Source organism: Shewanella decolorationis (assembly GCF_004354305.1).
In the GTDB taxonomy this organism is placed as follows: Bacteria; Pseudomonadota; Gammaproteobacteria; order Enterobacterales; family Shewanellaceae; genus Shewanella; species Shewanella decolorationis.
The window spans coordinates 3356975-3370095 of record NZ_CP037898.1; the positions used below are offsets into that span (position 1 = coordinate 3356975).

The following is a 13121-nucleotide window of genomic DNA, read 5'->3' on the forward strand; positions in this document are numbered from 1 at the left end:
TTTTGGTTACAATTTAAGTGTAAAGATATCGTCATCGAGATTGGCTTATTTGCCCGAGCATTTTACTATGTTATGGCTTAATATCCTTATACTCGATGACAAGACCTCTCATTCAGTTCAACTGTTGGCTAAGTCTTCGCTGGTCACTCATTTCTCCCCTATACTCTCCAATGCTCATGGCGAGATACGCTATGTCAATTGAGGCGAAATGAGCCACCAATAGGCAAAATTGTTACCCTACAATTTTGGTTTTCGAGTGACATAACACTTTATATCGCCTTCTTTCGCCACCCGAGGTAACTGTGGACCCACAACTGTCAACTAATCTGACTAAACCGAGCAACATTCCCCATTTGGCCCTGCTGATCCCTATGCTCGCCGCTATTGTTGCGATCACGCCACTCGCGATCGACATGTATTTGCCAGCCATGGCAACCCTCGCCCAAAGTTTTCATACTGATATCACCCTAGTGCAACAATCCTTGAGTGTTTACTTGGGCGGCTACGCCCTAGGTATGCTGTGCTTTGGCCCACTTGCGGACCGTATTGGTCGTCGCCCCATGGTAATAATGGGCCTCTCGGGCTTTATGTCAGTCAGCCTGTTATTAGGCTTAGCCGAGCAGATTGAAGTGTTTTTGGGGCTGCGCTTTTTACAAGCCTTTATCGGCGCGGCGGCCACTGTGGTCGTCCCAGGGTATATCAAAGAAGTCTATGGTGAAAACACGGCTAAGGGTATGTCTTATGTCAGTTTAATCATGATGTTAGCACCATTATTAGCACCAAGCATCGGTAGCCTTATCCTCGAGCTTGGTGAATGGCATTTGATCTTCTTTATCCAATCGGCCTATGCCATGTTGTTGCTGTTGTTAGTCATTACGTTGCTCAGAATGCCGAGCGATAGAGATCAGAGTAGCCGCAGTCAAAAATCCTTTTTAGGGGCTTACGCGACGGTGTTTTCACGTCCCGGCGTTAAATTGAATATTGCAAGCGGAGTACTCACCTCCTTTGCGTTTTTCTGTTATTTAACTGCATCGCCCTTTGTCTATATGGAGGTTTTTTCCTTAGATAAATCCTTATTTGCCCTACTCTTTAGTACCAATGTGGGCGCGCTGATGCTGGCAAATATTATCAATACCCGAATTGTGGGCCGTTATGGCTCGTTAAGAATGCTGCACGTATCGACCTTTTTCGGTGCGCTGGCGGCGGTAGGTTTACTGGGGGTGAATTTACTGGGACTCAGTTATCATTTCACCGTGTTGATGCTGATCCCACTGATGGGGAGCCTTGGCATCATGTCGGTCAACGCCGATGCTATTGTGCTGATGAAATTCAAACAGGAAACAGGCACAGCCACGGCGGTGATTGGCACCCTAAGATTTGGCTTTGGCGCCCTTGCAGGGCCATTACTCGCGCTGTTTTATAATGGCACCGCAGTGCCCTTCTCGGCATTAATGCTGACGGCGGTATTGTTGGTGGGATTCTGTCAATTTAACCGACCGACTCATCAAGCCAAGCCGAAGGAGTAATCTGCATCTTTATGCCACGTAAATGAAGCAATTATGCTATTCATCGCTTTTGTGGTTGATATGTAACAGATTAAGTGTTTTCTAAATAAATGGCACTCAGGTCATATATAGAACCTTGGGTGCCTTTTTTCATTATAAATCAGCTAACCCATTCTAATTAAAGTAATTAAATAGAATCTTCACAAACAAAAGCTCCCGTTTGATAAGCGTTTATCGCGTCTAAACATGAAATTGTTTCAAGTTGGTTATTTTTTACATAAAAGCCTTGAAATGTGCTCTTTTTTGAATATGATGAAATTCTGTTCATTGCAACAGTTGCTGCATCCAAAGGGATGAGCGCTTGAAATCGGTGGTTTCAAGCTCAGCAATCGGAGTCTGAATTACCCTTCAGGCTTATTTTTAGAGCGATTACCGTCGCTGTAACAAGATACTGTTTACCGTAACGGTACTATGCAATAGGAGTTTCACATGGAGAAGTTATCCGGCGCCAGCATGATTGTGCGATCCCTTATCGATGAAGGTGTAAAGCACATATTTGGTTATCCTGGCGGCTCAGTGTTAGATATCTACGACGCCCTACACCTTATCCCCGGTATTGAACATGTTCTTGTTCGCCACGAACAAGCCGCCGTGCATATGGCCGATGGTTATGCCCGTGCCACGGGTAAAGTCGGCGTGGTACTGGTGACCTCAGGCCCAGGTGCCACCAATGCCATTACCGGCATCGCCACCGCCTATATGGATTCGATTCCATTAGTAGTACTCTCGGGCCAAGTACCTAGCAGTCTTATCGGTAATGATGCCTTCCAAGAATGCGACATGATTGGGATTTCGCGCCCAGTTGTTAAACACAGCTTTTTAGTACAAGATCCTACTCAAATACCTGAGATCATTAAAAAAGCCTTTTATATTGCCTCCACGGGCCGCCCCGGCCCCGTCGTTGTCGACTTGCCAAAGGATTGCCTCAATCCTGCATTGCTGCACGACTATATTTATCCCGAGAGCATTAAAATGCGCTCCTATAATCCGACGACATCGGGCCATAAAGGCCAAATTCGCCGAGGATTACAGGCATTACTGGCGGCGAAAAAACCCGTGCTTTATGTGGGTGGCGGCGCCATTATCTCGAGCAGTGAAAAGCAGATCTTAACCCTAGCGGAAAAGTTAAATATCCCTGTTGTCAGCACCTTGATGGGCCTTGGCGCCTTCCCTGGCACCCATAAAAACAGTTTAGGCATGCTGGGGATGCACGGTCGCTATGAAGCCAACATGACCATGCATAACTGCGATCTTATCTTCGGGATTGGCGTGCGTTTCGATGACAGAACCACCAACAACATCGAGAAATACTGCCCTAATGCCACTATTTTGCATATCGACATCGACCCTTCATCGATTTCAAAAACCGTACGAGTGGATATCCCCATCGTTGGCTCGGCAGACATCGTACTGGACAGCATGTTAGCCCTGCTGGAGGAATCGAAGGAGAGCAACGATAGCGAGGCAATTAATCAATGGTGGCAAGAAATCACTGTGTGGCGTAACCGCAACTGCTTGGCATACGATAAGGAAAGCAATCGGATCAAACCACAGCAAGTGATTGAAACCCTTTACAAACTCACTAATGGTGAGGCCTATGTCGCCTCGGATGTGGGCCAGCATCAAATGTTTGCCGCGCTCTATTATCCCTTTGATAAACCTCGTCATTGGATTAACTCCGGCGGCCTTGGCACCATGGGCTTTGGTCTACCCGCTGCCATGGGAGTCAAAATGGCAATGCCTGACGAAACCGTTGTGTGCGTCACGGGCGATGGCTCGATCCAGATGAATATTCAAGAGCTTTCAACCGCTCTGCAATACGATACGCCGGTTAAAATTATCAACTTAAACAACCGCTTCCTTGGCATGGTGAAACAGTGGCAGGATATGATTTACTCGGGTCGCCATTCCCATTCCTATATGGATTCGGTACCCAACTTTGCCAAAATTGCCGAAGCCTATGGCCATGTTGGCATGACGATTAGCGATCCCGCTGAGCTCGAGTCTAAAATGGCCGAAGCCCTCGCCATGAAAGACAGACTGGTATTTATCGACATTATGGTGGATGAGACTGAGCACGTGTATCCCATGCTTATCCGCGGCGGCGCGATGAATGAAATGTGGTTAAGCAAAACGGAGAAATGCTAATGCGTCGAATTATATCTGTATTACTCGAAAACCAATCCGGCGCCCTATCCCGTGTTGTCGGCCTGTTTTCCCAACGCGGTTACAACATCGAAAGTTTAACTGTGGCACCAACCGATGATAACACCTTATCGCGCCTCAATATTACCGTGGTGGCCGACGAAAAGGTGCTAGAGCAAATCGAGAAACAACTGCACAAGTTAGTCGATGTGCTCAAGGTGTCGAATGTCACCGAATCGGCTTATATTGAGCGTGAATTGGCACTGGTAAAAGTCCGCGCCCAAGGGGAATTACGGGAAGAAATTAAGCGCACCGCCGATATCTTCCGTGGGCAGATTGTCGATGTCACCGCCAATCTCTACACCATTCAATTGGTGGGCACGACCGAAAAACTCGATGCCTTTATTCACTCCATGGGTGAAGTGACCAAAGTGGTAGAAGTGTCTCGCTCGGGCGTAGTGGGTCTTGCCCGCGGCGAAAAAGCGATGAGAGCATAATAGCGATGAAATACCCATCAACGCATGCGAGGTTGCAATCGCAATGTTTTGAAATAGCCAGCTTGGGATTTTAATTGGTGGGAGAACAATAAGGGGAGCATTAAGCTCCCCTTCTTTATCCGCGCTATACTGGATTAGGATTGACCATCTAATAGGCGCGAGGTGGTGATTTCAATCTTGCGTGGTTTTAACGCTTCAGGGATCTCACGCACTAAATCAATGTTCAATAAACCATTCTCTAAACTGGCACCTAATACGGTCACATAATCCGCCAGTTGGAAGGTGCGTTCAAACCCGCGCTCGGCAATACCTTGGTATAGGTATTTACGCTCGGTTTGGCTTTCGGCCTTATTGCCTTTCACCAGTAATTTCTCACCTTCGCTACTGATCTCAAGCTCTTCCATCGAGAACCCGGCCACGGCCATAGTAATGCGATAACGATTTTCGCCAAGGAGTTCAATGTTATATGGAGGATAACCTGAGTTGCCATTATTCGCAGCAGCATGTTCTGCCATTTGGGCTAAACGATCAAAACCAATAGCACTTCGGTAAAGAGGAGTTAAATCATAAGTACGCATATTCATATCCTTGTCTTAAGCAATATGGGAAATTGGCAAAAGTTTTTCAATTGAAAACGCATTTGTCTCGCCTAAATTAACTTCTGTCCTGATGGCACAGAATCGATTGGGATCCTCATTGAGCGATCCTGCAATAGATATAAGGATGGGAAATCGTATTTCAAGGAAGAAATTTAAAATTTTTTAAAAACAAATAAAAATAGTAAGTTACAAGCACAGCTAACACGATTCCAATGGTTAATCTAGCCATTAAGAATTCACCCGCATAGCAGATGGCTTTGAAACGACTTTCTAGACTATTTGCAGATTCATTTCTACCACCCTACATTTCTTCATATTGCATAAACATAAATACTTCGATAAAGCTCCTTACCCAAGTTTCCTTTAAGAATCTTGTATCTCTACTTCGGTGTCCTCACTAGGTGATAATGACAACGGTAAAATACGTGTGATGAAGGCTCATATCTGCTCATGCTATTTACTCCTTTATTTGCTGGTAACAAATAAAGGCTGTATTTAGCATGGCATTCTAAGGGCAAAGCCACACATGAACGATCACCACCTCCAGAGGAGGTGATTTTAGTATGCCAATAAAAAGCGCCCGAAGGCGCTTTCAGTTGAGCATTAAGGACCGACTCAGCAATTACAATTCGTCAGCTTTAAACTCGGCAATGGACTCGCCACGGAATTGTTTCTTCAACTCCGCCTTTGACAGCTCATTTAATTTTCCACCGGCAGCAATAGTGAAATGCTCAGTTTGGTCTAAGCGGCGCGCCTGATAGAGCATCACCACTTGAAGAGTCGATTCACGCTGGGCTTCGGTCAATACTGTGCCATCTTCCCATTTGCCTAATTCAGCGGCGCTACGCAGCCTTTCATAGACTTCTTCGGGCATTTGGTCGATTACTTGATTAATGTCGGTCATACACTCTTTCGCTTATGTAATACGATTCTAACGCGGGTAATTAAATAGCCCACAAAACCAAAGACAAAACAGATGGCGCCAATGGTTGCGCGCAAGCCCTCGGCAGGCTCTCCGCCCCAAAACCAAATCACCACACCCGCAATGAATAGCGTCATTGCGACAAAGCTTTGGTTCATTAAGCTGCTGGATTTTTGGATATGACTGATCCGTGCGAGCGAGCTATTGTCACCATTGGTTTTTGCCTCACAATGCGGGCAAGCTGGTGCTTTGCTCGACATCCGTTTACGGCAGATTGGACATTCGATTAATGCCATAGTCGCACCTATCTTAACTTATCAACCACGGCGAGCATGGCAATCAATGACGCTTCGCCTAAATAAATACTGCGCTCTGGTGACCAACCTACAAACGGATCCTGCAGGTTGTTGTTGTCTTTAAAAGGCATTTCTAAAGTGTTCGATAAGCAATCGAAGGTTTGCGCTACCCAATTAGAGGCCACGGTCAAGTTGGCTTGACCAGGCTCGTCCTTAGCGTAACCAAACTCGGTTTGGAAATCGGCACTGGCCAAGGTTAATGCCTGACTAAAATCAGCTTGCAACTGTGCCAATCGCTCATTGTAAGCAGGCACACCCTCACAACCCGCGAGGAATACATAGGGCAGGCCTTCATCGCCATGAACATCGTAAAATAAATCCACGCCCGTCTGCTGCATTTTATGCACTACATGGTAAACCTCTGGGCTTCTTTCTAAGCTCGGGGTTTGCCATTCACGGTTAAGGTTAACCCCAATCGCATTGGTACGCAGATGGCCTCTTACGCTGCCATCCGGGTTCATGTTTGGCACTATGTAGAAGTTCGCTTTATCGAGCAGCGCTTTTGCCGTTGGACAATCGTTATCCAGCAAACGATTTACTAAGCCTTCGACTAACCATTCCGCCATGGTTTCACCGGGATGTTGCCTTGCAGTGATCCAAATATTGCGTTTATCAGGATTACCATCGCCCACTTTCATCAGGGTGATATCGCGGCCATCTAAGGTCAGACCTAAATGCTCAAGATTAACATCGGGATGCAATTGTGCGTTGCTGAGAAGATCTAAGTGACGCTCATAGCTGTACGGCGCAAAGTAGGCGATTTGAATCGCATCACAATCAAGCGCTAACTGAATGCTCAGTTTGCCATCGATATATTGGGTTGGCACGCGGAACCAATGCTGGCGATCGTAACTGGCGACCGCATGGTAATCTTGCCAGCCCTTAGGATAGGAAGCGGTGCCAGCATTGATGATATTTAAGGTGTATTGATTACCCACCTCACCTTCAAATCGGAAGTTGAACCATTGATAAAATTCACCGCCCGCATCGGGACGGATTGCCAGTTGAATATCGTCTTTATTATCAAGATTAATGACTTGGATATTTCCGCCATCAAAATTGGCACTGATCCGCATAATGATTCCTACTTGGTTATTCATGTGAGGGTAATGATGCTGAATGCGCATCGACTATAATGCCCGTTAGAATAAACCAAATCCGTATCAGGGGAAAATGAAAGCGACTAAAATTGCCTAAGAAGCAAGCAGTCGCGCTGTAATCCATCAGTGCCTAGTTGTTAGCCTCTCACAACTCATCAAGCGGAAAAACTGTATCCTTGACCACGTACCGTATTGATTAATGTCCGCGGTAAACGGGTATTCGCCAGTTTGCGCCTTGTATTACTGATATGCATATCCAAGTTACGATCGAAACGGCCTAAGTCCTTCTGCAATACAGATTTTTGCAGCTCTTGCTTAGTGATCACTTGCCCCTTACGCTCGAACAAATATTTAAACAACCTAAACTCGGTTTGGGTGAGGTCCACGGCATTTTTGCCAATAGTGATCCTATAGGTCGTCTCGTCAAATTTGACGGGCAAAACTGTGGCCTGGTCAATTGCCATTTGTTCTTTCGAGCGTGGAACTAATCGGCGCTCCAATGCATTCAAACGTACCAATAACTCTTTAATACTAAAGGGTTTCGTTATAAAATCATCAGCACCAAGTTCGTAGCTTCTGATCCTGTCTTCTTCATTATCGCAGGCGGATAACATCATGGTAGGCGTCATACACTCCCTTGCCTCTAATACCGAAAAACCATCCATTTGAGGCATCACAAGGTCAAGCATAATAATGTCGGGTACAAAGCTACGGATACGTTTCAGTCCATCCACGCCATTTACAGCGCATTCAACTTCATGCCCCTGTGTTTTCAGTGCCTCAGTTAACCAAACTCTGAATAATGGATCATCATCGACTAACAGTATTTTACTCATCCCTAAACACCAAACGAGAATCAATATCATTTATGTTACCATAACTAAAAATATGTCTCTAGCATTAGAAGATGAATAAAAATCAGTTTTTACTTAATTGTGATCAAGTTGGCAGTACAGTGACAACGGTAAAATACGTGCGGTGAAGACTCGTATCTGTTGATGCTATTTATACCAATCGTATTAAATATCTGTTCATTCAGCGGGAGCCTTACAGGCATCTCACTCCCGTGTTACATTGACTTAAAAGGGAATCACCATTTCTTCGTCAATACGCCTTGGATTGAGATCCCTGTAAGGCTCTGAACTGATTAGATATTTAATGTGATTGGTATTACTTCTTCATTTTCTGGTAACAAACCAAGGCTGTATTTAGCATAGGCATTCTTCGGGCAAAGGCCACATGGACGGTCAATATCTGCATAGGAGGTGGTTTTCGAATGCCAATAAAAAAGGAGCCCTAAGGCTCCCTTCTAAAGTCTCACACTCAGATTAACGAGTACGTGGACACAGTTCTTCAGCACTGAAGAAGTAAGCAATTTCACGTTCTGCAGATGCTAAAGAATCAGAACCGTGAGCTGCGTTTTCGTCGATGCTTTGAGCGAAATCAGCACGGATAGTACCAGGAGCCGCTTGAGCTGGGTTAGTTGCACCTAAAATTTCACGGTGAGCTAAAACAGCGTTTTCGCCTTCTAATACTTGGACCATGATTGGGCCAGAAGTCATGAAAGCAACCAGAGCACCAAAGAAGCCACGCTCGCTATGCTCAGCATAGAAACCTTCAGCTTGTTCTTTAGTCAGGTGTAACATTTTAGCTGCAACGATCTTCAGACCAGCAGTTTCAAAACGGTTGTAGATTGCACCGATGTGGTTTTTAGCAACAGCATCAGGCTTAATGATAGAAAATGTGCGTTCGATCGCCATAACAAGCTTCCTTTGTCAGCAAGTTTGAAAAAATTCGCGCGGATTATACGAAATTTAAATAACAAATCCTATCTTTAAAGCTATTAAGTCAGAGATATTGCGCACATTGGCTGAAATTGTAACCAGATTGATCGCACAAAAAACGCCAGTCACCACTAAAGGCAACTGGCGTTAATCCAAAATAGATTGAGGCGATCTTTTGACCACAACCTCAAATTAGAAGTTTATTTCTTATTTTTTGCCCACATACCCGCCCACGCAATCAATGCAACTAAAATGATTGCAGGCGCTAAATCGAGTAAGTGGTGGAACAAACCGATACCGCCATGACCAGGATGAGCCCATGCCAACGCGGGTAACAGTGTAAATAACATAGCAAACAAAAGTTTCATGTGAACATCCTTGCGTTGCGAGAATAACATTAAGCGGTTAACAACTTAACCGATACGTTACAAGGTACGTTATTCAATAAAAATGAATTTGATACTGATCAAACTCCCACAAAAATCCCATTCCGAAGCAAAATAAACGAGACGCAAATCACATAAAACAGCTTTTACGTGGACAAGTTGACACAACAGAACCTTGCAACTTGAGCTATTTCTCTTCAATCCAGCATTGCTGAATGGCTTCCAATATCCGCTCATTGCAATGCTTAGGATCGTCATCAAAATCATCAAGAGCCAACACCCACTCGTATAACTGAGTAAAATGCAGCTTGTGGGGATCAACCTCGGAATGCTTTTCTAGCAATTCTAAGGCGATATCTAGTGAATCAATCCATTTTAACGACATCCTCTCCCCCTTGTGCCATTGTAGCTAAACGTTCCTTTCCTGAGTGTAGCCTAATCGCGGCTTAACTCTACGCTTGTGTGGGCTTTTTTGCCTTGAGGGCGTTCTTTTCAACAAACTCAATAATGGCACCGGCAACATCTTTTGCGGTTGCCCCTTCTATCCCTTCAAGGCCGGGCGAAGAGTTCACTTCCATCACCACCGGGCCATGATTTGAGCGCAGTAAATCCACACCTGCGACATTGAGTCCCATGGTTTTGGCCGCACGAATTGCGACAGAGCGCTCTTCTGGTGTGAGTTTGACTAAACTTGCAGTGCCGCCCCGATGTAAGTTTGAACGAAACTCCCCAGGCATGGCTTGGCGTTTCATCGCCGCAATCACTTTATCGCCCAGCACAAAGCAGCGAATGTCGGCGCCATTGGCTTCTTTAATGTATTCCTGCACCATGATATTGGCTTTTAATCCCATAAAAGCTTCAATCACGCTTTCTGCCGCCTTGCGGGTTTCGGCTAACACCACCCCAATGCCCTGCGTGCCCTCAAGCAATTTGATCACTAACGGCGCACCGCCCACCATGTCGATAAGATCAGGAATATCACTCGGCTTATTGGCAAAGCCAGTAATTGGCAAACCGATACCACGGCGTGACATCAACTGCATCGAACGTAGTTTATCGCGGGAGCGAGAAATGCCGACCGAATCATTGAGCGCATACACGCCCATCATTTCAAACTGGCGCAGAACCGCAGAGCCATAAAAAGTAATAGAAGCACCAATACGCGGAATAACCGCATCAAAAGGCGGTAACTCTTCCCCACCAATATGAATGCTCGACTGGCGCATATTGATGTTCATATAGCATTCGAGCGGGTTGATCACTTTGACTTCGTGACCACGTAATGTCGCAGCCTCAACGAGTCGCTTTGTGGAATATAGCTCAGGCCCTTGCGATAGGATCGCGATTCTCATTTTGGTCTCCGACAACCATTTCATTTTGAGCGCATCATACGCTCGGATTAGGATAAATCAATCATGGCAATTATTGCTTGCGCAAATGCTGGGCGCCAGAAGCCAAAAACCAGTCACATGGACTGGTTTTTGACGATATTATCGCATCGGGTTGATTAACCTTCGCTCACCATATTCACAGTGTACTTCGGAATTTCAATCACCAGATCGCTATCGACAACTTTGGCTTGACAAGACAAACGGCTCTCAGGCTCTAGTCCCCATGCCTTGTCGAGCATATCATCTTCAAGCTCATCGCTTGGCTCTAGCTCATCAAAGCCCTCACGCACGATGCAGTGGCATGTGGTGCAGGCACAGGATTTTTCACAGGCATGCTCGATATTGATGCCGTTACGCAGCGCCACATCGAGAATCGTTTCACCTACTTTGGCTTCCAACACTGCGCCATCGGGACATAACTCAGCATGGGGAAGAAAGACTAACTGGGGCATCACATCACCTATATGTTGTCAATTGACTGACCCTTAAAGGCCACTCGAATAGAATTGTCCATACGCTTCGCGGCGAAATCCTGAGTATGTTCATCAAGGACTTCAATCGCTTGCTTAATCGCATCGGCATCATCACCACGGGCAATTTCGGCAAGCTGCGCCATAACTGCATCAATCTGCTGACGCTCATCGCTTGTCAGCAAGTCGCCATCTTTTGCAAGCGCCGCATTTAACGACTCAAGTACCCTCGCCGCCTCGACTTGCTGCTCGGCCAGCATACGACGACTAATGTCTTCCTTCGCATGCTTCATCGAGTCCTTGAGCATAGTCGCGATTTCGGTATCCGATAAACCAAACGAAGGCTTGACCTGAATGCTCGATTGCACGCCAGTGGATTTCTCCATTGCGGTGACGCTGAGCAGACCATCGGCATCGACTTGGAAGGTCACACGAATATGAGCTGCGCCCGCCGCTAACGGCGGAATACCTTTAAGCGTAAAGCGTGCAAGTGAGCGACAATCATCGACTAACTCCCGCTCGCCCTGAACCACATGGAAGGCCATCGCCGTTTGACCATCCTTAAAGGTAGTAAACTCTTGGGCGCGGGCGACTGGGATCGTGGTGTTACGAGAAACAACTTTCTCCACTAAACCGCCCATGGTTTCAATCCCTAATGACAAAGGGATCACATCGAGCAGTAATAATTCAGACTCGGGTTTGTTCCCGACCAGAATATCGGCCTGAATCGCCGCACCAATGGCGACAACACGATCAGGATCGATAGAAGTTAATGGCGCCTTACCGAAAAAGGCTTCAACCTGTTCACGCACTAACGGCACGCGGGTGGAACCACCCACCATCACAGTTTCTAACACTTCATCAGCCGTTACGCCCGCATCACGTAGGGTGCGACGACAGCTGGCGATGGTTTTCTTCACTAATGCGCTGATTAAGCCATCAAATTCAGCTTTGGTCACCAATTGTTTGAGCACTGTGCCGTCGGCAAGTGTTAGGCACGCTTCGACTTCACTCGCATCGGTTAAGGCTTCTTTCACACGGCGCGCTTCAATCAATAACTGACGGCTGAGCTGCGAATCGATATTAGTTAATTGCCACACTTGCTGCATATGAGCCTGCAACAGATGGTCAAAGTCATCGCCACCCAGCGCAGAATCACCGCCTGTGGCCAGCACTTCAAAGACGCCACGATTTAAACGCAGAATAGAGATATCAAAGGTTCCGCCGCCGAGATCGTAAATAGCGATCACGCCTTCTTGCTTTGAGTCTAACCCATAGGCGATTGCCGCCGCGGTAGGCTCGTTGAGCAGGCGCAATACTTTCACACCAAGCAAAGACGCGGCATCTTTAGTCCCTTGACGCTGCGCATCATCGAAATACGCTGGCACTGTGATGACGACTCCCTGCAGCTCGCCACCGAGGGTTTTCTCGGCGCGTTCAACCAGAGGACGTAAAATTTCCGCTGACACTTGCACCGGATTCACTTGCCCTTGAGGCGTGACAAATAGCGGTAAACCGTTTTCACTGGCTTCAAACTGATATGGGAACGCTTGCTCACCAGATTGAATATCCGTGAGGCTGCGGCCCATAAAGCGCTTGACCGATACGATAGTGTTTTTCGGATCCTGCGCTGAACTTAACGCCGCGACTTGACCCACTTCAATGCCATCTTGGGTATAACGAACGATAGAAGGTAAAGAATGCTGGCCATTTTCATCGGGTAAGGTCGCCGTTACGCCGCTGCGGACGGCGGCCACGAGGGAATTAGTGGTACCTAAATCGATGCCAACGGCAAGTCTATGTTGGTGCGGCGCGGCGCTTTGTCCGGGCTCAGCAATCTGCAAAAGGGCCATATGTATCCAACTTAGTAGCGCCGACTCAGACCCGTCTGAATCGGCTAAATAAC

Annotated in this window: 14 protein-coding genes and 1 pseudogene; 3 read left to right on the plus strand and 12 right to left on the minus strand. The window is 46.6% G+C overall.

The genetic code is table 11. From position 1 onward, the window contains the following. The first annotated feature begins 302 nt into the window (after positions 1-302). The 3 genes from EYR25_RS15050 (at position 303) to ilvN (ending at position 4207) form a co-directional block, all read left to right on the plus strand. Positions 303-1526, plus strand: coding sequence for a multidrug effflux MFS transporter (locus EYR25_RS15050; RefSeq protein ID WP_133181129.1), 1224 nt, complete (start codon positions 303-305; stop codon positions 1524-1526). A gap of 468 nt (positions 1527-1994) precedes the next feature. Further along, entirely contained in the window at positions 1995-3713 is a 1719-nt protein-coding gene (locus tag EYR25_RS15055; protein WP_133181132.1) for an acetolactate synthase 3 large subunit, read from the plus strand. Next, positions 3713-4207 carry an acetolactate synthase small subunit gene (gene ilvN, locus EYR25_RS15060; RefSeq protein ID WP_011622520.1) on the plus strand — a complete coding sequence of 165 codons (495 nt, stop codon included), beginning with the start codon at positions 3713-3715 and terminating at the stop codon, positions 4205-4207. The genes EYR25_RS15055 and ilvN overlap by 1 nt, the downstream gene beginning before the upstream one ends. A 134-nt stretch (positions 4208-4341) precedes the next feature. Here the strand turns inward: ilvN and EYR25_RS15065 are convergent, their stop codons facing one another. The 12 genes and pseudogenes from EYR25_RS15065 to hscA form a co-directional block, all read right to left on the minus strand. After that, positions 4342-4785, minus strand: coding sequence for an Hsp20 family protein (locus EYR25_RS15065; RefSeq protein ID WP_011622519.1), 444 nt, complete (start codon positions 4783-4785; stop codon positions 4342-4344). Positions 4786-5082: 297 nt separating this feature from the next. Continuing rightward, a pseudogene (locus EYR25_RS15070) lies at positions 5083-5258 on the minus strand (transposase); the annotation flags it as partial. Positions 5259-5428: 170 nt separating this feature from the next. Next, a complete protein-coding gene (locus EYR25_RS15075; RefSeq protein ID WP_011716957.1) occupies positions 5429-5710 on the minus strand; it encodes a YeaC family protein in 282 nt (93 codons plus the stop codon). Next, complete coding sequence (locus EYR25_RS15080; RefSeq protein ID WP_039977219.1) at positions 5707-6024, minus strand: hypothetical protein; 318 nt, start codon at positions 6022-6024, stop codon at positions 5707-5709. The genes EYR25_RS15075 and EYR25_RS15080 overlap by 4 nt, the downstream gene beginning before the upstream one ends. A gap of 8 nt (positions 6025-6032) precedes the next feature. Continuing rightward, positions 6033-7160, minus strand: coding sequence for a M14 family metallopeptidase (locus EYR25_RS15085; protein WP_011716955.1), 1128 nt, complete (start codon positions 7158-7160; stop codon positions 6033-6035). A 179-nt stretch (positions 7161-7339) separates the two neighbouring features. Further along, positions 7340-8020, minus strand: a complete 681-nt coding sequence (locus EYR25_RS15090) for a response regulator transcription factor SsoR (protein ID WP_133181134.1) — start codon at positions 8018-8020, stop codon at positions 7340-7342. Positions 8021-8512: 492 nt separating this feature from the next. Beyond that, on the minus strand, positions 8513-8944 hold the full coding sequence (gene ndk / locus EYR25_RS15095) for a nucleoside-diphosphate kinase (protein ID WP_011072285.1): 432 nt from the start codon (positions 8942-8944) through the stop codon (positions 8513-8515). 224 nt (positions 8945-9168) lie between these two features. Then, positions 9169-9336: a hypothetical protein gene (locus EYR25_RS15100; RefSeq protein ID WP_039977210.1), complete on the minus strand. Its 168-nt coding sequence runs from the start codon at positions 9334-9336 to the stop codon at positions 9169-9171. Between the two features lie 205 nt (positions 9337-9541). Next, positions 9542-9739 (minus strand): Fe-S cluster assembly protein IscX, encoded by a 198-nt coding sequence (iscX, locus tag EYR25_RS15105; protein ID WP_011622517.1) that lies wholly within the window; start codon positions 9737-9739, stop codon positions 9542-9544. A gap of 67 nt (positions 9740-9806) precedes the next feature. Beyond that, positions 9807-10706, minus strand: coding sequence for a 30S ribosomal protein S6--L-glutamate ligase (gene rimK, locus EYR25_RS15110; RefSeq protein ID WP_011622516.1), 900 nt, complete (start codon positions 10704-10706; stop codon positions 9807-9809). A gap of 155 nt (positions 10707-10861) precedes the next feature. Then, complete coding sequence (gene fdx, locus EYR25_RS15115; protein WP_011622515.1) at positions 10862-11197, minus strand: ISC system 2Fe-2S type ferredoxin; 336 nt, start codon at positions 11195-11197, stop codon at positions 10862-10864. 8 nt (positions 11198-11205) lie between these two features. After that, positions 11206-13068: a Fe-S protein assembly chaperone HscA gene (gene hscA, locus EYR25_RS15120; RefSeq protein WP_133181136.1), complete on the minus strand. Its 1863-nt coding sequence runs from the start codon at positions 13066-13068 to the stop codon at positions 11206-11208. Positions 13069-13121: the final 53 nt, after the last annotated feature.